The following is a 24,006-nucleotide window of genomic DNA, read 5'->3' as shown; positions in this document are numbered from 1 at the left end:
CCATTGCCATTAAATACAATTCTTTTATGCTTATTATATCTATCTTTTACAAGAGATATAACAACTTCCTTAATAGATTTATTTTTTAATTCTTTTACTATTGACTCACATTCTTCTTTACTTGTAAAAGTTTTAAAAACGATGTCATTAGAGATTATTTTAGCAAGATTTACTAAACTTTCAGGTGCTTCAATATAATCAACAAAAGCAACTTTATTATTTTTTACATCAATTTCTTTTAAAAGTTCTATATAGTCAGAAATATTATTTTCAATTTTTTTGAATCTATTTTGCGTTCAGTTTCAAGTACATTTCCACATATAGTGTGTTTTTCTAAAATATATGATTTAGATTGCATGAAAATAATTCTCCACTTAATCTTGTCACTATAAAAAAAGGATTAAGCAACGTCAATCACTTAATCCCTTAAAAATTTGAAAACTCAAACTTTCCTTCCTTATATACAAAAATCCCGAAATTCACTGATGAGAATTTCGGGATTTTGCTTTTCTATTGCTTGTTTTGTTTTAATTTGTAGGTCGCATATGCTTTTAAAGAAATCGTTCCAAAAATAGCGACGGTTAATAAATTTAGAATACTTGCTATCCAGCCTTGAGTAAATACAATGGTTGTAGAAGACTGATAGAATAAAACATCTAAGGTTGGGGCAATCAACCCAAAGATTGCAATATTCACTGCCGCTTGAACCACGTTAAATCGAATCATATCGTGTTTTGAAAACACTCCTTGTCGAAGGCTACTTCTTCGAATCGCAAAACCAAATATAAAACCTAACGCCGCTGAACTTATAGCCCATGAAATCCATAAATGATCCGTATAGATTAAATCAAACAATACATGCCCAGTGAAACCGACAATGGCTGCTGGAATCGCGCCTGCAACACCTGCAAAGAGCGCAAGGTAGCCATATGCCAATTGTATATATACTCCCTCAATTGGTGTTGTAATCGATGTTAATGTCATTAACGCTGTCATAATTCCAATCCCAAGAATGGTATAGAGAATCGTTTTAAACAGTCCGTCTTTCACAATAACCCTCCTTTGCCTATTTCGATGTTGGCTCTTCTCCAATAATACGTACTTCTGGCTCTAGAGCAACACCGTCTTTTTCTAAAATCACTTTTTGAACATAACGGATTAAATCCATATAGTCCGTTGCTGTTCCGTTATCAATATTCACCATAAATCCAGCATGCTTTTTAGAGACTTGCACGCCACCGATTTGATGGCCTTGAAGTCCAGCGTCTTGGATTAGTTTTCCTGTAAAATGCCCTTGGGGACGTTTAAACACGCTGCCGCAAGAAGGATACTCAAGCGGTTGTTTAGTCTGGCGTAAATGCGTTAATTCCGCTACTTTTTGGTCAATCTCTTCTTGAACGCCCTCTGTTAATCGGAACCCTACTTCAATCACTAGATCGCCTGTTTTTTGAACAAGGCTATGACGATAGCTGAAGTCTAAGTCTTCGTTGGTATAAGTTTTGAATTCCCCATCCGGAGTAATCACTTCCACGTACTCAACGACTTCACTTACTTCACCGCCGTATGCCCCAGCGTTCATGAAAATCGCTCCACCGACACTTCCTGGAATGCCACAAGCAAATTCCAAGCCTGTTAATCCATTTTTTGCCGCTTCTTTTGACACATCAATTAAGGCTACTCCGCCTTCAGCGACGATTTGTGTACCCGATACCGTTAAATGAGACATATCGTTTAACATAATCACAGCACCGCTAATACCGCCATCTTTAATAATGACGTTCGATGCGTTTCCTAGAATCGTCGTTGGAATATTTTTTTCGCGAAGCCAATGCATCACTGCGCTTGCTTCTTTTTTATTTTTTGGAAAAATCAGAATGGCAGCACGGCCACCTGTTTTTGTAAATGTATAATTTTTAAGTGGTTCGTTGTAAAAAACTTTTACATTCGGAAACTCTTTTGAAAATATTGTATAGTCCATACTATTCTCCTTAATCGTAATCCTTTTAATACTACTATTCTAATGAGTTTACGTCAAATGTTAGGAAACCTTGAGGAGCTTTTGCCGTAACGATTTTTTCGCAAATTAAGTGGCTTAACAAGCTACTGTTTGCCGAAACTGGGTTTTCTGATTTTGTCTGAACTGCAATGATAAAGCTATGAATAATCGTCTCAAATCCACGTTTGTACAATGTAGAATCCCAACTCGTAAATCCATCCAGAACATCATCTTGACCTTGCGTAATTACTAAATCAGTTAAGTTTCTGAGAGAATAGGTTCCGCTAGTACTTTGCACTTCAATTCTTTCTAAGTTTGCTCCTGAAGTTTCGTTAAATTGAACCAATGCTGTTTCATTTTCATTTTCTAGGTAGACAGTACATTGTTCTAATACCCCGTCTTTTTTCTTATAGAAATAAGTACCATTCGTTGGAAGAGAATCCATTAAGTATAGTGCTGTATCTAAAGGATGAATAAAAACATCAAAGACTCTAGTTCTTGTATCTTGAGAAGCAACCGTACAGTTCTTTTCTGCAATAATTCTCTTCTTGTCTTCTACACTTTTTAAGACTTCTACTTTAGGAGCAAAACGTCTATTAAATCCAGCCATGATGAAGGTATTGTGTTTTTTTGCTAGTTGATATAATTCCATCGTTTTTTCATAACTAGGAGATACTGGTTTATCGATATAAACAGGAATTCCTTTTTCTAAAAATTGTTTTGCCACCTCAAAATGAGCTTTCGTAGACACATGAATAAAGACTCCATCTAAAGGAAATTGCAATAATTCTTCAATCGTATTGCAAGGAATACATCTCCCTAACAATTTAGATTCTCGATTCAACACTTCTTGATTTCGAGTACACATATACCATTTGACATTCCCAATCGAACGCATCACAGGTAAATACGCTTTTTGACTAATCGCTCCAACACCAACAATCCCAATATTTAACATTCTTTATCCTTCCCATTCTTGTAGTAATTGATGAACCATTTGAGCAGAACGTTTCCCTGCTTGAACGATAAATGTATCAAAATCAACAGCAGAGGTCCCACGCTCTGGAATATCTGAAATCGCACGAATCACAATAAATGGAACTCCAAATGCGTGACACGCTTGTGCGATTGCGGCTCCTTCCATTTCAGACGCCATCACATCTGGGAAGTGCTTTAAAATATGTGTTCTTTGCTCACGAGTATGGATAAAGCTGTCAGAAGAAACGATAAGGCCAGTATGGCTCTTTAAATCCACCTTAGCAATCGCTTGTTCAATGGACGGTAAGAAGTCCTGGTTCATGGCAAAACGCGCTGGCATGCCCGGCATTTGCCCGTAAACGTAATTAAAGGCTGTTACGTCAGCATCGCAGTATGCCAGTTCCGTTCCAATGACGATATCTCCGATTTCAAGAGAAGATCCAAACCCACCGGCAGAACCCGTATTCATCACCAAGTCAACTCCGAAACGGTCAATTAAGATTCCTGCAGCAAGAGCTGACATCACTTTTCCAATTCCAGATTGGACAAGTACGATTGACTTTCCAACAAGTGTCCCTTCAATAAACTCCCAATTGGCAACGGTTGTTTTCTTCTCAATGGTCATCTCTTCTTCGAGCAGACGTTTTTCTTCTTCCATTGCCGCAATAATTCCAAATTTCATTCTTTCACCTCATCATTATCGTTCAATCATCTTCGCCATCAAGATAATATCTTCATATCCGTCACCGATTTTTACACCGTTCTTAAGTTGCCCTTCTTCTTCAAATCCACACTTCTCATAGAGGCGACGGGCCTTTTTATTGATAGCTACGACCTCAAGTTCAACACGAGAAAGAGTTGAATAATCCCTCACCCAATCAAGCATTTCTTCCATCATGACGGTCGCAATTCCTTGGCCCCAGTATGATTTCAGTACACTGATTCCTAACTCTCCCCGGTGTGAGAATTTAGGATGTAAGCTACCCGCAATGGAACCGACAGCGATAATGGCTTCTCCATCTTTTGCCAGTAACATATATTGGTTTTCGTTCTCATAGAGCGATTCGATAAATAGTTCTTCTTGAGCGACAGAATACTTCAATCCCTCTGGCCCAAAGGAAAGAAAATCTGTTTCACTCCCTACTTTTTTACTATAATCTAGTAGCGCTTTAGCATCGTCTTTAACCGGAAGCGCAAATGTAATTTCTCGTTCTTTACTCATTACTGGCCTCCAATGTTTGAATAAATTCCTCGTACTCTTTTCCATGTGGGACTAAGCGAATCACACGTTTGGACTCGTCGTCTTCTACACGGTCGATTTGAACCTTTAAGAATGTCGAAGGAAGTTCATCTTCGATATACTGCGCCCATTCAACGACACACACACCGCCCGCATAGAAGTACTCTTCGAGGCCTACTTCACTGGCACCGCCACTTTCTTCAATACGATACATATCCATATGAAATAGCGGAAGTCGCCCTTTACGGTATTCGCGAATCAATGTATAGGTTGGGCTCTTAATGACACGGTCGATGCCTAACCCAAGGGCAATTCCTTTTGTAAGAGTCGTCTTTCCAGCTCCTAAATCTCCTTCTAGAATGACGCAGCTATTTTCAAATAACAGTTCTCCTAGACGCTTGCCTAGTTCCATTGTCTCCTCTTGTGATGTTGTATGTATTTCAAACATGATGATACTCCTTCAAACTTGATTCGTTTGTCATGCATAAAAAAAGAGCCAAGACAAACTGTCTTAGCTCATTATAGCATATTTCGCTTATTTTAGAACGCGTCCTAAAAATTCTTTTGTACGGTCTACTTGAGGATTTTCAAAGATTTGTTCTGGCGTTCCTTCTTCTGCGATAACTCCTTTATCCATGAAGACAACACGATCACTCACTTCTTTGGCAAATCCCATTTCGTGTGTTACAACGATCATCGTTAGCCCTGTGTGCGCTAAGCTTTTCATTGTTTCTAATACTTCGTTAACCATTTCTGGGTCAAGTGCTGAAGTTGGTTCGTCGAAAAGCAATACATCTGGTTGCATCGATAATGCACGCGCGATAGCCACACGTTGTTTTTGACCACCTGATAATTGACGAGGTTTTGCATTAATGTACGCAGACATTCCTACTTTTTCAAGGAATTCTTTTGCGATTTTTTCTGCTTCCTCTTCTGATTTTTTCAACACTTTCATAGGTCCAACGATACAGTTTTCTAACACGTTTAAGTTGTTAAATAAGTTAAATTGTTGGAATACCATTCCTACGTGTGTACGGTATTCGTAAATGCTCTTGTCATGTTCAAGAATATTTTTGCCATTGTAGGAAATTTTTCCTGAAGTTGGTTTTTCGAGTAAGTTGACACAACGCAAGAGGGTTGATTTACCAGAACCACTTGATCCGATAATCGTTACTACTTCGCCTTGTTTTACTTCAAAAGAAATATCTTTAAGAACTTCATTAGTACCAAAAGTTTTACTTAAGTTTTGAATGGAAATTACTGCTTCGCTCATTATACATTTCCTTTCTGTCTAGTTTTTTCTTCGACTGCTGACATTGAATTTGAGTTCAATGGATCTGAATAAATCACTTCATAGTTATCTGGACCGTCTAATTTACGCTCGAAGTAACGTAAAATACGAGTCACCGTGAATGTCATGATGAAGTATAAAATTAGTGTGACAAAGAATGTATCGAAGTAACGGAAGTTTTGACCCGCAACTGTTTTTGTCGCAAAGTACAATTCTGAAACTGAAATTACGTTCAATACAGAAGTATCTTTGATGTTGATAACGAACTCGTTCCCTACTGCAGGAAGGATGTTACGAAGTACTTGTGGGAAAACAACATAGCGCATTGTTTGCCAGTGTGTCATCCCGATAGCTTGGCTGGCTTCAAATTGTCCTTGATCGATAGAAATAATCCCACCGCGAACGATTTCTGACATATAAGCCCCTGTGTTAATCGATACGATGAAAATCGCAGCGAATGTGACATCTAAGTTGATTCCAAACATTAAAGCTGTTCCATAATAAATTACCATCGCTTGTACGATCATCGGTGTTCCACGGAAGAATTCTGTATAACAGTTTAAAATGATAACTGCAATTTTTAAAAGGATGCGTTTAGATCCTTTTTCTGGAAGTGGAATTGTTTTAACAAATCCGATAAACATCCCGATTAATGTCCCAATAATTGTACCAATAATTGAAATATATAGTGTAATCCAAGCACCTGTTAAAAACATTTGCCAGTTCTGTTGAATGATTTTTACAATCCAATCAATACTCATTTATTTTCCTACTTTCTATAAATTGTATGTATACGCCACACGAGGTGGCGGTGTGTTATGTTTGTTTTCTGTATTCTGCGATTTCCTTGGCGCAGTTTTGTAGTTGAGCTCGCCATCGCAGAAATGGCGTGCGTTTCCCGAAACGTCCGAAGAACGTTTCACGTTCCTTCCGGCGTTCCGGTCCAACGTTCCATTTCTGAGCGCGATGTCTCACATCCTACTCAGCAGCAGGTTGATTCTTAATTGCTTCTTGCATGATTTGTTGACGTTCTTCACTAGAAATTGTTTTTAATGCTTCGTTAATTTCTTTTGTTAGTGAGCTATCTTTTCTCACACCAACAGCTGTTTGTGTGTCTTCTGGTGATGTTTTGAATCCATCTGATAATTTAACCATTACGAAGTCGCTGTTTGCTGCTTGAGCAGAAATTGCTTCTGGTAATTCAGAAACGTAAGCGTCAATTGTTCCAGATTGTAAAGCTACACGCATTGCTGGGAAGTTATCCATCGCAGTTTGTTTGTCGACACCAGGAATTTGGTCAATTACTGAGTAATGGAAAGTATTTAATTGAGCCGTTACTTTAGCACCAGAGAAATCTGCTAACGAAGTAGCATTTGCATATTTAGAACCTTTTTTAACGACTAATACTAATTGTGAATCATAGTAAGAATCTGTGAAGTCGATTGTCGCTTTACGTTCTTCAGTAGGACTCATACCAGCAATGATTGCATCTATTTTACTTGAAACAAGAGCTGGTGTTAAGCCATCCCACTCAGTTTTAACAATAACTAATTCTTTTCCTAATTGTTTAGCTACACGTTTTGCGATTTCAACGTCATAACCACCAGCGTATTGGTCTGTCCCTTGAATTTTTACCGCACCGTTTGAATCGTCGTTTTGAGTCCAGTTGAATGGTGGGTAACCAGCTTCCATCCCAACCACTAATTGGTTTTGATTTGCTGTCCCTTGACTAACAGGTGTTCCACACGCTGCTAATCCTACTGTCATTGCCAAAGCTGCAATTGCGCCTAAAATTTTTTTCATTTTCTTTCTCTCCTTCTCGATTATCAAACTGGTTCACTCATCACACAAAAAAAGGAACCACGAACAAAAGCCGTGATTCCCCATAAAAAAGTCATAAGTAGTCATTCTTTTGCCCGGTAATTGATTGCACTTCATGAGTATCTGGGCAGATATCATGACAGTGACTGACCTATTATGACCAGCCCCCAACGTTTTCACGTTTCGGCGAAATCCCCTTTCCAGTTTCCTGTACTCTTGTCATCCGCACCTCAGTTCAATAACCATTTGATTTAATTGTTGAACATAAATTAACACATATTTTTTTGAAAGTCAACCATATATTTTCATTTTTTTGAAAATATCTATCAAAACTCCTTTTTATCTCCTCCACCTTCTCTAACATTATGCCTCAGAAAAGCATTATATATTAGTCGATGAAGCAACAGATATATTAAATCCGCAAAGATTTAGAGTAATTATTTCCCCTTTTCCTCCTCCACTGACAGGCTACCTTAGAAATGATTATTTTTTGCACTATAAAATAAATGATTACGAAGGAACTTCGAGTTTCTATAATCGCAGTGGTGGGAATCGTATTAAATGCGAATTAGTAGGAGTTAGGAATTTATTCCTTACTCCTACTTTGAGGCTTTAAAGGTGAGAGACCTTAGGCTCGAACCAGTACCCCACTACAGCGATTATTACAGAAACCGAAGGTTCCGGAGTAATTATTTATTATATTTTATATTCTTCTCAGCACAAAAGGAGTGCCTCATTTCTGAGGCACCCTGTTAGATGAATTATTTATTCACATTTTCCCATTGCCAGCTCACAACTTCAGGAATATCTTCCCCGTGTTCACGGATGTAGCTGTGGTGGAATTCCACAGTCTCGTCCATTTTCGCAGCAAATTCGCTAGCTTTGTCACCGTAAACAGCAACAGCAGCGTCTTTAGCAACGTGGAATCGGTCCATTTCAGATAATACACGCATATCGAATGGAGTTGTGATATCTCCGTTTTCACGGTATCCGTGGATATGAACGTTATGGTTGTTGCGATCAAAGAATAAGTCACGAATCATACCTTCATAACCGTGGAAGCAGAATACAACTGGTTTGTCAGCAGTAAATAATTTATCAAATTCTTCGTCAGATAAACCACGTGGGTCCACTTTTGGAGAACGTAATTTCAAGATATCTACTACGTTGATGAAGCGAATCTTCAATTCTGGGAATTGTTTGTGCAAGATTGAGATACCTGCTAATGCTTCTAAGTTTGGTTCAGTACCTGCAGCAGCGATCACTACGTCTGGTTCTTCTCCTTCTTTCACCGTTGAAGCCCAATCAATTACTTTGTAACCTTCACGTACCAACTCTTTAGCTTCTTCTACAGAATAGAATTGTGGACGTGGGTGTTTTGAAGAAACGATTAAGTTAATTTTATCTTCTGAACTTAAAGCTTCAGCCATAACAGCCATTAAACTGTTTGTATCCGCTGGTAAGTATTCACGTACGAATTCAGGTTTTTTCTCAGCTAAGTGTGTTAATAAACCTGGATCTTGGTGAGTATATCCATTGTGGTCTTGTTGGAACACTGTTGATGTTGCAATCAAGTTTAATGATGGATAGTTTTTACGCCATGGAGCGTGAGTTTTAGCTTTACGTAACCATTTGAAGTGTTGAGTAATCATTGAGTCCACTACACGTAAGAATGATTCGTAAGATGCGAAGAATCCGTGACGACCTGTTAATACATAACCTTCTAAGAATCCTTCAGCTTGGTGTTCTGATAATTGTGAGTCGATAACACGACCAACTGGTGAAATCCATTCATCATAGCTTTCGTCACGACGACCAACCCATTGACGGTTCGTTGCTTTGAAGACTTCATTTAGACGGTTAGATTTAGTTTCGTCTGGTCCGAAGATACGGAAGTTATCTGGGTTTGCTTTTACTAAGTCAGCAGCAAATTTACCAAATTCAATCATATCTTGTTTTTGGATAGCACCTGGTTTAGAAGTATCAATTGCATGTTTAGTCCAATCAGTAATTTCCATTGGTTTTACAACCCCTGCGTTAGTGATTGGGTTCATGCTCATACGACGTGGGCCTTTTGGAGAAATTGCAGCAATTTCTTCTACTAATTTACCATTTTCATCGAATAATTCTTCTGGACGGTATGATTTCAACCAGTCTAATAAACTATCGATGTGTTCCATAGTTTCTCCAGATACTGGAATTGGAACTTGGTGAGCACGGAATCCTCCTTCGATTGGTTCATGGTTCCATTCTTTTGGACCTGTCCAACCTTTAGGAGTGCGTACTACTAATACTGGCCAATGTGGCATTGTAGCTTCTTCAGCGCTCTTAGCACGAGCTTCTTTTTGAATTGCTTGAATTTTTTCAATTGCTTCATCTAATTTAGCAGCCATTAATGGGTGAACTTTTTCAGGATCTGTTCCTTCTACGAAGATTGGATCCCATCCTAAACCATTGAAGAATTGTGTTAACTCTTCATCCGTACGACGAGCTAAAATAGTTGGGTTGTGGATTTTTCCACCGTTTAAGTAAAGGATTGGTAAAACGGCACCATCGTTTACTGGGTTGATGAATGTGTTAGAGAACCAACCTGCTGCTAAAGGACCAGTTTCTGCTTCTCCGTCACCGATAACTGCCGCTGCAATTACGTTTGGATTATCTAGGATTGCACCTGTAGCATGTGATAATGAGTAACCTAATTCTCCACCTTCGTGAATTGAACCAGGAGTTTCTGGAGCCGCGTGAGACGCAATTCCTCCAGGGAATGAGAAGATTTTACATAATTGTTTGAACCCTGCTTCATCTTGAGTGATTTGTGGGTATAACTCTGTGTAAGATCCATCTAAGTAAGAGTTAGAAACCATTACTTGTCCACCATGACCTGGTCCTTCAATGTAGAACATATCTAAGTCATATTTATTAATAGCACGGTTTAAGTGCGCATAAATAAAGTTTTGTCCTGCGATTGTTCCCCAGTGTCCGATTGGATGAAGTTTAACGTCTTCTTTTTGGATTGGACGACGTAAAAGTGGGTTATCTTTTAAGTACATTTGAGCTACTGAAATGTAGTTCGCTGCACGCCACCAAGCATCCACCTTTGCTAAGTATTCTGGTGTATCAAATTGTGTCATGTATTTTCTTCCCTTCTTGTTTTTGGTTTCCTAAAAAATCAGAAAAGCCGATTCAAAAAATTATCATTTTTTAATCGACAAGTATTTACCATAGCCTGTAGCCTCTGTCAAGAAGAAGCATGATATCTTATAGTAATTACGTTATTTATCTTTACTTTTTAGGAAATATTCCTGTTTTCGAAACGGATATTAAAAATCGAAAACGTTCATAACCACATTTATTTGACTGTTTTTATCTCGATTTTTTGATCATTTAATTCATCGAGCACTCTATATTACCATTTTTTATGTTCATTCCGCAATAAAACATTCATAAAAAGTATGATAGGATCAAAAAAATCCGAGGTTTCCACCCCGGATTTTCCATATAATAAGGAGCATACAGATCTTTATTTAAAATATTGAAGAAACTCTCCGTATCCTTCCTCTTCGAGTTTATCAACTGGGATAAAGCGAAGAGACGCTGAATTAATGCAATAACGTAGTCCACCTAATTCTTTTGGACCGTCTTCAAAGACGTGTCCTAAATGTGAATCTGCTTTTCCACTTCTTACTTCAGTTCTTTTACGGCTTAGTTTGTAATCTTCTTTCTCCGTTAGAGTTGTATTTTCAATTGGTTTTGAAAATGATGGCCAACCACATCCTGCATCAAATTTATCTTTTGAGCTGAAAAGTGGTTCTCCACTGACGATATCTACATAGATTCCTTCTTCGTAGAAATCATCATATTCTCCGGTGAATGGCCTTTCTGTGGCTTCATTTTGAGTCACTTCATATTGAATTTCTGTTAAACGTTTTTTTAATTCTTCTTTTGAAAATTCCATCGTGGTCTCTCCTATTCAAATTGTTGTCGTTTCGATTGATGTGGATCTTGAATTCTCTTGAAGAGATGTTCCAAATCCTTATTCGTTAAATGAACGAGTACAGGTCTGCCGTGCGGACAGTTATAAGGATTTTTACATTTGGCTAAATCCACTAATAACTGGCGTGCTTCCCATTCACTTAAGTGGTGGTTGGCTTTAATCGAACCTTTACAACTCATCATAATGGCTGTAGCTTCTCTTAATTTAGCAACCGTAATCTTCTCGTCGGCTAGAATAAAGTCGATAATTTCTTCAATAATCGCCTTCTCCTGTCCCTTCTTAATCCACGCTGGATGTGATTGAATTTGGAACGTATTTTGCCCAAATGGTTCCATCTCAATTCCAAACTCTTCAACAAAAGATAAACGTTCTTCCAATTTCACACTATCTTTTTTCGAGAACTCTAGTAATATCGGAACCATTAGTGGTTGACTCACTCTTCCTACTTGACCGATTTCCACTTTGAACTGTTCATATTTAATCCGTTCTTGGGCGGCATGTTGGTCAATCATATACAAGCCTTTTTCGTTTTGTGCAAATAAGTAAGTTCCATGCATTTGTCCAAAATAATGTAATTCTGGGAATTCTTTTTCAAATGGTTGAGCGTCGATTTTCTCAGCCAATTTCAAGTAGTCTGCATGGTCATCGTGGCTGTCCACGAGTTTTTCTTGAAGGACAGGTTCAACTACTTTCCTTACTTGAATAGGCGCATCATCGACCGGTAGAACTTCCACTTCTTCTCTTACATTTTCTGAATAAGAAGGTGTTTCTACGCGAGTAGGCTCCACAATAGGTGTCTTCAATTGCCACTCCAAAGTTTGTTGGACTGGTTTTGGTGCCTCTATGCGATTTTCTTTGCGTTTGAAGGATAAGTCTTCGATTGACTCAGGAATCCGTTGTACACCCTGTATTGCCTCTCTAATCGCCTTTTGAATGACCTGTGAGAGTTCTTGTTCTTTACTAATTCGAACTTCTTGTTTCGTTGGATGCACGTTCACATCGACGAGTTGTACGTCCATTTCAATCGAAATAATCGTAATCGGGAATCGTCCCACCATCAATGTTGAGCCGTATCCTAATGTAATGGCCTTTGCGATAGCCATGTTTCGGATTGGTCGTCCATTAATGAAAATTGATAAGTAATTGCGGTTCGAACGTGTGAGTTCTGGGAGCGACGTATATCCAGAAACTTTGAAATCTTCGTCTTCTCCACTAAAAGGTAACATCTTACGCGCATTTACGGGTCCAATATTTCCAGCAACAGCTTGTAGTAAATCCCCTTTCCCAGAGGTTTGCAGTAACAGATTGCCATCATTTTTTAACACAAAGGCAATTTCTGGGTGACTAAGGGAAGCCTTACTCACCACATCGGTAATATGCGCTAATTCCGTTTGCAATGTGCGAACGAATTTCAACCTGGCTGGTGTGTTATAAAACAAATCTTCAACAAGGAAAGTCGTTCCTTTTAATGGCGGAACGGTCTTCTCTTCTTTGATTTCACCAGACTCAATCGTCAACTCCACGCCGCTGTCCTCTCCGGTTGAAGTCGTTAGCGTCACTTTCGATACAGCCGTAATACTCGCCAAGGCTTCCCCACGGAACCCAAGCGTACGGATTCTAAAGAGTTGTTCCGGCGAATAGAGTTTACTCGTTGTATGACGTTTAATCGACATACGAGCGTCCTCTTTCGTCATCCCGATTCCATTATCTTGAATGCGGATTTTGCGAAGTCCACTCTCTTCGATGTCAATCTCGATACGAGTACTCCCAGCGTCGATCGCGTTTTCGAGTAATTCTTTCACCACAGAAGCAGGTCGTTCAATCACTTCCCCTGCTGCAATTTGGTTTGTCAGTAATGGATTTAATTCTTTAATTGTTCCCATACACTACTCACCCTTTTCCATTTGTTGCCATTTATACAGGATGTTCATCGCATCCATTGGCGTCATGCTCATTAAGTTTAATCCTTTAAGCTCGTGAACCCATTCAGGAACCGTCGCTGTTTCCTCTTCAAAGAGCGATACTTGTTCCACATAGGTGCTATTTTCATTTGCAGCCCCTTTAGCTTCTAAATGATTTAAAATCGTGCTGGCATTTTCTAGCAGCTCACTTGGAAGTCCAGCCAGTTTAGCCACATGAATTCCGTAGCTCTTATCGGCAGGTCCTTCTAATACTTTATGCAAGAAGACCACTTCGCCATTTTCTTCAACGGCTCCTACATGCACATTGCGTAAATCTGCATATTTTTTGCTGAGTCTTGTTAACTCGTGATAGTGCGTTGAGAATAATACTTTTGCAGATAAATGCTCATGAATATATGTGATAATCGCTTCAGCAAGTGCCATTCCATCATACGTAGCTGTTCCACGTCCGATTTCGTCAAATAATAATAAGCTTGTTTCGTCTGCATTTCTTAGTGCGTGGTTTGTTTCCATCATCTCTACCATGAATGTACTTTGGCCAGAAATTAAATCATCGGCTGCCCCAATACGCGTAAAGATTTTCGTGAAGACTGGAATCGTTGCACTCTTAGCAGGTACAAAACATCCGATTTGCGCTAAGATGACCGAGAGTGCTAACTGTCTCATGTAAGTTGATTTACCAGACATATTTGGACCTGTAATGAGAAGAATGTGTTCCTCTGGACTCATTGAAATACTATTAGGTACATATGTTGATTGTCCCATGACCTTTTCAACGACCGGATGGCGACCATCTTCAATCCAAAGTCGACGGTTCTTCATCGAAATGGTAGGTTTCACTAAGTGATAACGTTCGCTCACCACACTGAAGGCTTGTAAGACGTCGATGGTTGCGACCGTTTTTGCCAATTGTTGCAACTGGGCGGTATAGTGTTTCACCTGTTCACGCACTTCTACGAATAATTGATATTCCAGTGCGCTTGATTTTTCTTCCGCTTCTAAAATCAGCGTTTCTTTTTCTTTTAACTCAGGCGTAATAAAACGTTCCGCATTCGCCAGCGTTTGTTTACGCTCATAACGACTGCTATCGAGTTTCGATAAATTCGATTTTGTGACTTCGATATAGTATCCAAACACCTTGTTGAAACTAATCTTTAATGAACTAATGCCTGTTTGCTCCCGTTCTTGTTGTTGCAATGCGGCAATCCATTCTTTCCCATGTTTCATCGTATCGCGGTACGTATCCAAGGTAGCGTTATACCCTGAACGGATAATATTTCCATCTGAAATCGTCAGTGGCGCATCCTCATCGATGGCACGGTCGATTAAATCATATAACTCAGGAATATCGAATAAGTTTTCTCCAAGAGCACTCCATTCTTTAGAGTCCAAGCTATCGACAATCGATTTAAAGATGGGCACTTGTCCAAGTGTTTGTTTGAGTTGTAAAAGGTCACGCGCATTGGCGGTTCCAAATGACACTTTCCCAACAATGCGTTCTAAGTCGTACACACGTTTCAATGTTTCGATAAAGTCTGTACGTTCGAAGTAATGTTGGTTCAATGTTTCCACAAGTGCATGGCGTTTTTGAATTGCTCCTTCTAATACTAGAGGTTTTTCAAGCCATTGTTTGAGGAGACGTCCGCCCATAGCTGTTTGCGTCTCATCTAAAAACCAGAACAGCGAGCCATGTTTTTGATTAGCACGAATCGTCGTCGTTAATTCTAAGTTCCGTTTTGTCTCATAATTCATTGAGAGATAGAACTCGCTTTGATACGCCTTGGCCTTTTGTAAATGCGAAAAGCTTCTCTTTTGAGTGAGTTTCAAATAGCTTAATAGATTTTGCAAACATCGAATAGAAGCCTCATCTTCTAGTTCTGAGACTAAGTCTGTGCAGTCTTCGATGTCAATTTGGTCTTTTTCAATGGTTGAAATTAAGATTTGCATGCTTGTAAAGAGATGGCGAAGTTCTTCTGTCACATCGCTATCGATAAGAACAACTTCACGACACATCAAGGTTGAGCATTCGCTACGTACTTCTTCCAAATTCTCGAGTTGTGTCACTTTTAATTCCCCTGTAGACACATCGACATATGACAGTGCATATCGTTTTCCAACAAGCGGTAAAATCGATACTAAGTAATGGTTTTGATTTTGCGCTTGGTATTCGGTATACGTCCCTGGCGTCAAGACTTGAACAACGTCTCGTTTCACCATTCCCTTTGTTAGCTTTGGATCTTCCAACTGCTCACAGATAGCTACTTTCTTTCCAAGTTCAATCAGGGTTTTAATATATTCTTTTGCGGCATGATGAGGAACTCCACACATTGGAATTGGGTCCTCTGCATTTTTATTTCGACTGGTTAGTGTAATTTCGAGAAGTCGTGCTGCTTCAATCGCATCATCATAAAACAATTCATAGAAATCACCTAGTCGATAGAACAATAAGCAATCAGGATACTTTTCTTTAATCGAAAAATATTGTTGCATCATCGGTGTGTGTTTCGTTTTTTGTGGCATTTCTGACTCTCTTTCTAATCTTTTTATTCAAAAAATGGTGCATCTGGAGTAATACGAATCGGTTGAATCGATTTCGCTTTTCCCGTTTTATCATCAATATCAATTAAACAAGCACTTAGCTGACCTTCATCATCTTCTGCCACTTCAAATCGTGCCGGTAATTGGTTGAGAAACTTTGTAATAATAATATCGCGGTCCATTCCGAGAATTCCGTTATACGGACCTGTCATGCCCACATCACAAAGGAAAGCTGTCCCTTGCGGAAGAACGCGGGCGTCGTTTGTTGGCACATGCGTATGTGTTCCAACGACGGCAGATACTTTCCCGTCTAAGTACCAAGACAATGCTTGTTTTTCACTGGTTACTTCAGCATGGAAGTCGATAAAGATAATCGGCGTTCTCTTTCTAGCTTCCTCAACCGCCTCTGTAATTTTTGCAAAAGGATCATCCAGCGTATTCATAAAGACGCGGCCTTGCAAGTTAATGACTGCCACTTCTTTGTCGTTACATTTTACATAAACGATTCCTTTCCCTGGAACGCCTGCTGGATAGTTCAGCGGTCGTACCATCTTTGTGGCATCTTCAATGAAATCAAAAATTGCTTTGTTATCGAAGGCGTGATTTCCAAGCGTTACTACGTCTGCACCAGCCTGCAATAACTCCTTGTAAATCTTCTCCGTAATTCCTTTTCCATGGGCAGCATTTTCCCCATTAATGACAGTGATTTGCGGTTTATATTTTTTCTTTAATTTGGGGACGTATTGTGCGACCATCTCTCTTCCAAGAGATCCGACAACATCGCCAACAAATAATAATTTCATAAGAGTGCCTCTTTCTAAATCAATGTAGCTCTATTTTACCATAAATTAAGGCTGGAAAATACCTAGATACAACCATGCACTAGGTATCTTAAATTAACAACTATGTTAATTTTACATTACTTGCAATAACACCATATAAATAACCGTTGGAACAAAGATACTGAGCAATGTATTTTCCTTCCACCATTGCAATAAGACGACAATCGATACGGTATAAGTTCTGAAATTCAAAATGGTACTTTTACAACAGATGGGTAAACTAATTGTAAAGGCTTATTTTAATTCTTTCATACATTCTCCTAAAAATAAAAAAAGATTGAAAGTCCACTACTTGTGGGCTTTCAATCTTCATTTTAACCTATTTTTATAAAGATTTAAATGTATTCACTACGTTTTCTACAGTGAATCCTAATGTTTCCATAACTTTATTTCCGTTACCTGATAAACCGAAGCGGTCGATCGTCACAGTAGATCCGTCAAGGCCAACATATTGTCCCCATCCGAAGCTTGCACCCATTTCAACGGCTACACGTTTACGAACATCGCTAGGTAATACTGATTCACGGTATTCTTTTGGTTGTTCTTCGAATAAGTTCATTGATGGCATTGAAACTACTGATACATCAATTCCTTCTTCAGCTAGAACCTTTTGCGCTTCGATGGCAAGAGCCACTTCAGAACCTGTTGCAATCAAGATACCTTCTGGTGTATCGCATTTTTGAGGACTTACTACATATGCCCCACGTTTCACACCTTCGTATGCTAATTCCTGTGAATGTTCAAGAACTGGTAAATTTTGACGTGAGAACACGAGTACTGATGGACGGTCTTTTGTTTCTACGGCCACTTTCCATGCAGCAGATACTTCGTTCCCATCAGCAGGACGAATCACGTTTAAGTTTGGCGTTGCACGGAAGGCTGCTAATTGTTCGATTGGTTCATGCGTTGGTCCATCTTCCCCTACTGCGATAGAGTCATGTGTATACACATAGATTGCTGGTAGGTGAGAAATGGCTGCAACACGCATTGCTGCTTTTAAGTAATCTGCGAATACAAAGAATGTACTACCATAGACACGGTTTCCACCATGAAGAAGCATACCGTTCATCGCAGCTCCCATCGCAAATTCACGAACCCCAAACCAAATATTTCTTCCACCATAATTTTCTTGAGAGAAGTCTGTATCTGCTTTGTTCATTGTGTTGTTTGATGAAGAAAGGTCTGCAGACCCACCCCATAAGAATGGAATATGTTTTCCTAATTCTTGAATCGCAGCTTGGCTTGTCACACGAGAAGCCATTGCTGGGCTACCAAATTCATAAGAAGGCAATACTTTTTCTAAGTCTACTTCAATATTTTCTGCAAAGCTGTCTTCGAATTCTTTTGCAAGTTCTGGATAAGCTTGTTTATAGCCTTCGAATAATGTTTTCCATTCGTTATAGTCATTTTCGCCTGTTTGTACTAATAATTTATCGAAACGATGTTGTACTTCTTCCGGCACTTCAAATGGTCCATATTCCCATCCATAGTTTGCTTTTGCTTCTGCAATGCCCTCAGGTCCTAAAGGCGCCCCGTGCACTTTATTTGTTCCTTGATTTGGAGCACCGTAACCAATAACCGTTTTCACTTCAATAATCGTTGGCTTTTCTTTTTGGCATTGCGCTTCTTCGATAGCTTCAGCGATTTCGTCTAAATCATTTCCATCTTCAACGCGAATATAGTTCCAACCTAATCCTTTAAAGCGTTTCTTGACATCTTCAGTGAACACTTTATTTAAAGGACCATCTAAACAAATGTCGTTTGAATCGTATAACACGATTAATTTGTTTAATTTCAAAGTCCCAGCAAGAGAGGCAGCTTCGTAGGAAATACCTTCCATTAAGTCCCCGTCACCACATAATACATAAGTGTGGTGGTCTACGACTGGGTAGCCTTCACGATTGAATTTCGCAGCAAGGTGCGCTTCAGCCATGGCCATCCCAACTGCATTTGCAAAGCCTTGTCCAAGAGGACCTGTTGTTGCATCTACCCCATCTGTGTCATGGACTTCTGGGTGCCCAGGTGTTTTGCTTCCAAGTTGGCGGAAGTTTTTCACATCTTCAATTGATAAGTCATAGCCCGATAAATGTAATAAAGCATATAACATTGCAGATCCATGACCTGCTGATAATACAAAGCGATCGCGATCTACCCAATTAGAACGTTTTGGGTTTACTTTTAAATACTTAGACCAAAGTACATAGGCCATAGGGGCTGCACCCATTGGAAGACCAGGGTGTCCTGAATTCGCAGCTTGAATGGCATCCATACTTAGTGTACGAATCGTATTCACTGCTAGTTGATCGGTTTTATCAAACATACAATCACTCCTTAAAAATAGTTTTCCTTAGTAGGAACTTACTTCTCTATTTTACTAAATTCGAACATTCTTTTGCAACCGTTATTCTAATCTTTAATAAAATAAAGTAACCCCTTGCAAAGTGGATTCAATTTTACTAGAGACACGAGTAGTCAAAAACAAAAAGAGGCTGAAAACTTTCAACCTCCCTATCCTTATTCTTCTCCTCGATTATGTAATCCTTTTTCTTTTTGGATTGCTTTTAGTTTTTCTGGAGTCACATCATTTCCTTCTTCGTCAACAATTTTTAATCCTTCAATATGATTACGCATACCTCCACGAAAAGCTTCTAGATACTCTTTGCGTAGGAGTTGTTGTTCTTTTTCTTCTGTAGGCGTTAATTTTCCTTCTTTTTTCTTTTTAGCTAATTCATTGATACGACTAATCTTTTCTGGTGATAACATTTTTTCCTTTCCTTTCCTCTTATTCGTCCCTAGTGTATCATGATTTATAAAAACTTCCTAAAAATCTGATTTGTATACGAACATTTGTTTGATTTTCTGATGTCGTGTGTGATAAACTATTTTTAAAGAAGGAGATGTTCCGATGACAAATTTAAAAGATTCAAGACAATTAGATGTTTTACAGTTTATTTATAAAGAAGTTCAAGAGCACGGTTATCCGCCAACAGTGCGTGAAATTTGTAATGCTGTTCAGCTTTCTTCGACTTCTACCGTTCATGGCCACTTGTCCAGATTAGAAAAAAATGGATTCATTCAGCGCGACCCAAGTAAACCTCGTGCGATTGAATTAACTATGGCAGGATTAAAGGCTATTGGTGCAAAGGCAACTGCTATTCCAATGCTTGGTGTGGTTACAGCGGGTGAACCAATTCTTGCTGTAGAAGAAGCTAGTGACTTCTTTCCGATTCCACCCGAATTACAAAACGAATCTGACGATCTTTTTATGTTGCGTATTAAAGGGGACAGTATGATTAATGCTGGAATCTTTGATGGTGACTCTGTCATCGTTCGTAAACAATCAACTGCAGCCAATGGGGAGATTGTCATTGCGATGACCGAAGAGGATACTGCTACTTGTAAAAGATTTTACTTGGAAAAAGACCACGTTCGCTTAGAACCTGAGAATGACATAATGGAGCCAATTATTCTTCCAAATTGTACTATCCTAGGAAAAGTAGTTAGCTTATACCGTAGTCGTATTTTCTAAAGCAAAAATCCGCTCAATAGAGCGGATTTTTTTGTTTTAGTTAAGGCTTCATCGTTACTTTCCCAACTTCTGATTTTCCAGCTAGTGACCCTTCAGTCGCAATAGAAAATGTATCTAATTTATCCATATTCGTAAAGAGGACCATCATTGCCGTATCTTTACCTGCTTCCTTTAAAGCCTCTAAATCGACAGTGCATAAAACTGTATTCTCATCGACTTTTTGACCAACTGTTACCGTTGTTTTAAACGGAACCCCCTTTAATTCAACTGTATCAATTCCCATATGAACCAACACTTCAAGTCCTTCAGGAGTTTTAATCCCTATAGCATGTAGTGTTGGAAAGACATTTACAATTTCTCCTTTAACAGGTGAAGTAATCACTCCACTCGTTGGAAGTATCGCAAAACCGTCTCCCATCATTTTACCCGCAAAAACGGGATCATTCACTTGCGTAATTGGAACTATGTCTCCTGATGTTAGAGCATAAACTACTACTTCTTTATCGTTTTTATTCTTTTTAAAAAATCCAAACATTTTATCTTCTCCTTCTTTAATCAGGTTGAATCGCATGCAATGTATTTGAAAAAATAGAATGCTTTCTTTCCTTATCGATTTCCTTGTAATAACTATACAATATATCAACCACCACTAAAATCGAAAACTGTGGTGAAATTGTCGTTCCTTGTTCTAAAGCGTTTTTCATCGCAATGAGTACCAATTCATCACATTCATGCGACAGTTCTTCGCTCTTTTTAGAAGTGATTAGAACTGTTTTAGCACCTTGTTTTTTTGCGATGTTAACTGCATTTACTACACTCTCATTTGCTGAAACCGTAATCCCGATGACAAGACAATCTTCATCGACTAACACACGATTCATAAGCATTGTATGTAAATCCGTAATCGCCTCACAAATCATCCCAAGTCTCATAAACCGAAATTTCATCTCTAATGCAGCTAGTCCCGAGCTCCCTTGACCATATATATATACCCGTTTAGCACTACTAAGCAACTCACAAACTCGAATTAATTGAGCTTCATTCACAAGAGAAAAGGACTTCGACAAAAGCTCTGCATAATCTTCAAGAACAATTTTAGTCGAATTAATATGAAGCGTCGATTCTTCCTTACTTCTCTTTTCATAATCATAAATAAATTGTCGATATCCGTTATATCCGCATTTCTGGGCAAATCTTGTCAGTGACGGAATGGAAACAAATAAGCGATTGGATACTTCTTGAGCGGAAAGAGACACTCCTTCTGGAATCGGTTCTAGAAAATACTGTGCAATTGTCTTTTCAATAGGTGTTAAAGTATCGTAAATAGACTCTATAATGGGAACCACTTTTTTTTCGAATGACAACACCTACATCTCCCCTTTGCATTTGCTTTTTTAATGATAGCATACAATGTGATAGCATACAATGCCTATTCTTATTGAAAATTAAAAGCAGGAAAACTAGACACGAGGGCTAGTTTTCCTGCATTAGTTAAGATTGATTACTAGTCATCTACACCTAAAATTTCATTGATATTATTTTTATAAAGGATGGCTTTAGCTCCATAAATCGCTTGAATTCCACCTTTAACTTCAAGAACATCAACTGCACCGATTTCTTTTAATGTTGCTTTATTAACTTTTTCAACATCTTTAACAGATACGCGTAAACGTGTGATACAAGCATCGACATCTTCGATATTTTCTTGACCGCCCAAAGCATCAATAATACGTACGCTATCTTGTTTTAAGCTATCTTTTGTTTCCACAACTGGTTTTTCATCACTAGCTAAATCATCTTCAACACGTCCTGGTGTAGCGACATTGAATTGAAGAATAAACCATCTAAATACAACATAGTATAAAGCGCTCCAAACAAGACCAAATGGAATTTGTAATAACCAGTTTGTCTTATCATTTCCTTGCAAAACACCGAACAATGTGAAGTCAATAACCCCACCTGAGAATGTATTACCGATTGAGATATTCAAAATATCTGCGATGAAGAAACTTACTCCATCAAGGAATGCGTGAACAACATATAGTACTGGACTTACGAATAAGAACATGAATTCGATTGGTTCTGTAATACCTGTGATGAATGAAGTTAATGCAACCCCGAAGAATAAACCGGCGTATTTTTTACGACGATCTTTAGGAACACAGTGGTACATCGCTAAGCAGGCTGCTGGAAGACCAAACATCATCGTTGAGAAACGACCAGCGAAGAAACGAGTTCCTTCAGTAAATAGTCCAACATGATTTGGATCCGCTAATTGAGCAAAGAAGATTTTTTGAGCCCCTACAACAGTTTGGCCAGCTACAACTTCCACTCCACCTAATTCTGTAAACCAGAACATTGGATAAATCATATGGTGTAAGCCTACAGCACCACATAGACGCATTAAGAATCCATATAAGAATGTACCAATCGGACCAGCTTGTGAGATATATCCACCAGTAGACACTAATAATTGTTGGAATGGTGGCCATACTAAGAAGAAGATAGCTCCCACAAAGATAGACGCAAATGATGTTACGATTGGAACAAAACGGCTACCACCGAAGAAACCAAGTACTTGAGGTAATTGAATATTGTTATAACGGTTATGTAACCATACAGCTACTGAGCCGACTACAACAGCACCTATAACCCCAGTGTCAATGGAAGCATCTTTTGCCATAAATAATCCAACAAGAGCTTTAATTGTTGCAGTCATTACTAAGTATCCTGTAACCCCTGCAAGAGCAGCCGTTCCTTTGTCTCGTTTTGCAAGACCAATACATAGTCCGATACATAATAATAATGCTAAATTGGCAAATACGACTTCCCCAGCAGAACTCATTACTTTAAAAATTGCTTGTAATACTTCGTTATTTAATACAGGATAGGTCGCAACTGTTGTTGGATTTGATAATGCTCCCCCAATTCCTAAAAGCAAACCAGCTGCCGGTAAAATGGCAATTGGTAACATAAATGCCTTCCCTATTTTTTGTAAGACTTTAAACATATGGTTTTCCCCCTAAACTTAAAATGAATAATTCTTATCTTTCCTAGTGTTGATGAATCGCATCAACAAATTTTTTTGTGATGAGTTGTGGACGTGTAATCGCAGAACCCACAACCACACTATAAGCGCCCAACTCTAGCACTCTTTTCATCTTTTCTGGTGTGTCAATATTTCCTTCTGCAATTAAAGGATGTTTGATTTGTTTCAAAACAGTTCTTAGTATTTCGAAATCATTCGCTTCAATTTTATCGCCGTTACTTTGTTTCGTATATCCCACTAAAGTACTTCCGATAAAATCAAAACCAAGTTCATCAGCATGAATCATTTCTTCTACTGTAGAACAATCCGCCATCAATAATTGATCAGGATATTTTTCTCTAATTTCCTTATAAAATTCGTCCAACGATTGTCCATTTGGACGAGTAGATGAAGTCGCATCAAGTGCAATAATATCTGGTTGAACCGTCATAAGTTCATCTACTTCCTTCATCGTAGCAGTAATAAAAACATCTGAATCGTTATAATCTCGTTTAATAATTCCAATCACTGGTAAATCTACAGCTTCTTTGATTGCTTTTATGTCCACTACTGAGTTGGCACGAATTCCCTTTGCTCCTCCTTCCTTTGCAGCAACTGCCATACGAGCCATAATATAATCACTATGCAATGGTTCATGCGGCAATGCTTGGCATGATACAATTAATTGACCATGTATTCTCATAAACAGCCTCCTTTTTAAAACCCTTTCATATCTATCAGTATACTAGTCGCAGAAACCATTTTCAATACACAACGTTTTTTTAGTAAGTAGTTTCAAAAACTGCCTTTATCATTTGTTTCTTTAT

At 38.7% G+C, this 24,006-nt stretch carries 20 protein-coding genes, 2 pseudogenes and 1 riboswitch; of the genes and pseudogenes, 1 reads left to right on the top strand and 21 read right to left on the bottom strand.

The genetic code is table 11. The features are described from left to right. From Q0594_RS08475 to Q0594_RS03995, 17 genes and pseudogenes are all read right to left on the bottom strand, one after another. Positions 1–233 (bottom strand): PrpR N-terminal domain-containing protein (locus Q0594_RS08475; RefSeq protein ID WP_366518786.1); only part of this gene is annotated, 233 nt, incomplete at its 3' end. A 277-nt stretch (positions 234–510) separates the two neighbouring features. After that, positions 511–1,050, bottom strand: coding sequence for an ECF-type riboflavin transporter substrate-binding protein (locus Q0594_RS04070; RefSeq protein WP_298729861.1), 540 nt, complete (start codon positions 1,048–1,050; stop codon positions 511–513). Between the two features lie 16 nt (positions 1,051–1,066). Then, positions 1,067–1,978: a UDP-N-acetylmuramate dehydrogenase gene (gene murB / locus Q0594_RS04065; RefSeq protein ID WP_298729859.1), complete on the bottom strand. Its 912-nt coding sequence runs from the start codon at positions 1,976–1,978 to the stop codon at positions 1,067–1,069. 34 nt (positions 1,979–2,012) lie between these two features. Beyond that, the gene (locus tag Q0594_RS04060) at positions 2,013–2,954 is read right to left on the bottom strand and encodes a Gfo/Idh/MocA family oxidoreductase (protein WP_298729858.1); all 942 of its coding nucleotides are present in this window, start codon (positions 2,952–2,954) and stop codon (positions 2,013–2,015) included. 3 nt (positions 2,955–2,957) lie between these two features. Further along, the gene (locus Q0594_RS04055) at positions 2,958–3,656 is read right to left on the bottom strand and encodes a 5'-methylthioadenosine/adenosylhomocysteine nucleosidase (protein ID WP_298729857.1); all 699 of its coding nucleotides are present in this window, start codon (positions 3,654–3,656) and stop codon (positions 2,958–2,960) included. Positions 3,657–3,671: 15 nt separating this feature from the next. Beyond that, on the bottom strand, positions 3,672–4,196 hold the full coding sequence (locus tag Q0594_RS04050; RefSeq protein ID WP_298729856.1) for a GNAT family protein: 525 nt from the start codon (positions 4,194–4,196) through the stop codon (positions 3,672–3,674). Then, entirely contained in the window at positions 4,189–4,662 is a 474-nt protein-coding gene (tsaE, locus tag Q0594_RS04045; protein WP_298729828.1) for a tRNA (adenosine(37)-N6)-threonylcarbamoyltransferase complex ATPase subunit type 1 TsaE, read from the bottom strand. The genes Q0594_RS04050 and tsaE overlap by 8 nt, the downstream gene beginning before the upstream one ends. Before the next feature lie 87 nt (positions 4,663–4,749). Then, positions 4,750–5,487 (bottom strand): amino acid ABC transporter ATP-binding protein, encoded by a 738-nt coding sequence (locus tag Q0594_RS04040; RefSeq protein WP_298729826.1) that lies wholly within the window; start codon positions 5,485–5,487, stop codon positions 4,750–4,752. After that, positions 5,487–6,251: pseudogene (locus Q0594_RS04035) on the bottom strand (amino acid ABC transporter permease); the annotation flags it as partial. The pseudogene Q0594_RS04035 and the gene Q0594_RS04040, both read right to left, overlap by 1 nt. A gap of 238 nt (positions 6,252–6,489) precedes the next feature. Further along, positions 6,490–7,308, bottom strand: a pseudogene (locus Q0594_RS04030) (transporter substrate-binding domain-containing protein); the annotation flags it as partial. 116 nt (positions 7,309–7,424) lie between these two features. Continuing rightward, a riboswitch (Lysine riboswitch) is annotated at positions 7,425–7,568 on the bottom strand. Positions 7,569–8,087: 519 nt separating this feature from the next. After that, a complete protein-coding gene (locus Q0594_RS04025; RefSeq protein WP_298729824.1) occupies positions 8,088–10,457 on the bottom strand; it encodes a phosphoketolase in 2,370 nt (789 codons plus the stop codon). A 389-nt stretch (positions 10,458–10,846) separates the two neighbouring features. Next, positions 10,847–11,281, bottom strand: coding sequence for a peptide-methionine (R)-S-oxide reductase MsrB (gene msrB / locus Q0594_RS04020; RefSeq protein WP_298729821.1), 435 nt, complete (start codon positions 11,279–11,281; stop codon positions 10,847–10,849). An 11-nt stretch (positions 11,282–11,292) separates the two neighbouring features. Then, positions 11,293–13,203: a DNA mismatch repair endonuclease MutL gene (gene mutL, locus Q0594_RS04015; RefSeq protein WP_298729819.1), complete on the bottom strand. Its 1,911-nt coding sequence runs from the start codon at positions 13,201–13,203 to the stop codon at positions 11,293–11,295. A gap of 3 nt (positions 13,204–13,206) precedes the next feature. Further along, positions 13,207–15,762, bottom strand: a complete 2,556-nt coding sequence (gene mutS, locus Q0594_RS04010) for a DNA mismatch repair protein MutS (protein ID WP_298729817.1) — start codon at positions 15,760–15,762, stop codon at positions 13,207–13,209. A gap of 23 nt (positions 15,763–15,785) precedes the next feature. Beyond that, a complete protein-coding gene (locus Q0594_RS04005) occupies positions 15,786–16,583 on the bottom strand; it encodes a TIGR00282 family metallophosphoesterase (protein ID WP_298729814.1) in 798 nt (265 codons plus the stop codon). Between the two features lie 364 nt (positions 16,584–16,947). Continuing rightward, positions 16,948–18,942 carry a transketolase gene (tkt, locus tag Q0594_RS04000; RefSeq protein ID WP_298729811.1) on the bottom strand — a complete coding sequence of 665 codons (1,995 nt, stop codon included), beginning with the start codon at positions 18,940–18,942 and terminating at the stop codon, positions 16,948–16,950. Positions 18,943–19,136: 194 nt separating this feature from the next. Continuing rightward, complete coding sequence (locus Q0594_RS03995) at positions 19,137–19,385, bottom strand: DUF896 family protein (protein ID WP_298729808.1); 249 nt, start codon at positions 19,383–19,385, stop codon at positions 19,137–19,139. Between the two features lie 142 nt (positions 19,386–19,527). Here Q0594_RS03995 and lexA point away from each other — a divergent pair, with 142 nt between their 5' ends. Next, positions 19,528–20,151 (top strand): transcriptional repressor LexA, encoded by a 624-nt coding sequence (gene lexA / locus Q0594_RS03990; RefSeq protein ID WP_298729805.1) that lies wholly within the window; start codon positions 19,528–19,530, stop codon positions 20,149–20,151. A 40-nt stretch (positions 20,152–20,191) separates the two neighbouring features. Here lexA and Q0594_RS03985 read toward each other — a convergent pair whose 3' ends face one another. The 4 genes from Q0594_RS03985 to Q0594_RS03970 all read right to left on the bottom strand — a co-directional run bounded on the left by Q0594_RS03985 (position 20,192) and on the right by Q0594_RS03970 (position 23,882). Then, the gene (locus tag Q0594_RS03985) at positions 20,192–20,686 is read right to left on the bottom strand and encodes a PTS glucose transporter subunit IIA (RefSeq protein ID WP_298729802.1); all 495 of its coding nucleotides are present in this window, start codon (positions 20,684–20,686) and stop codon (positions 20,192–20,194) included. Between the two features lie 16 nt (positions 20,687–20,702). Then, positions 20,703–21,518 carry a MurR/RpiR family transcriptional regulator gene (locus Q0594_RS03980; protein WP_298729799.1) on the bottom strand — a complete coding sequence of 272 codons (816 nt, stop codon included), beginning with the start codon at positions 21,516–21,518 and terminating at the stop codon, positions 20,703–20,705. A gap of 137 nt (positions 21,519–21,655) precedes the next feature. Next, the gene (locus Q0594_RS03975) at positions 21,656–23,161 is read right to left on the bottom strand and encodes a PTS transporter subunit EIIC (protein WP_298729796.1); all 1,506 of its coding nucleotides are present in this window, start codon (positions 23,159–23,161) and stop codon (positions 21,656–21,658) included. A gap of 43 nt (positions 23,162–23,204) precedes the next feature. Then, positions 23,205–23,882 (bottom strand): N-acetylmannosamine-6-phosphate 2-epimerase, encoded by a 678-nt coding sequence (locus tag Q0594_RS03970; protein ID WP_298729794.1) that lies wholly within the window; start codon positions 23,880–23,882, stop codon positions 23,205–23,207. Positions 23,883–24,006 lie beyond the last annotated feature (124 nt).

Source organism: uncultured Granulicatella sp., assembly GCF_938030755.1.
GTDB lineage: Bacteria > Bacillota > Bacilli > Lactobacillales > Aerococcaceae > Granulicatella.
The sequence above is the reverse complement of the archived record's forward strand: the minus strand, read 5'-3'. Positions and strand labels throughout refer to the sequence as shown.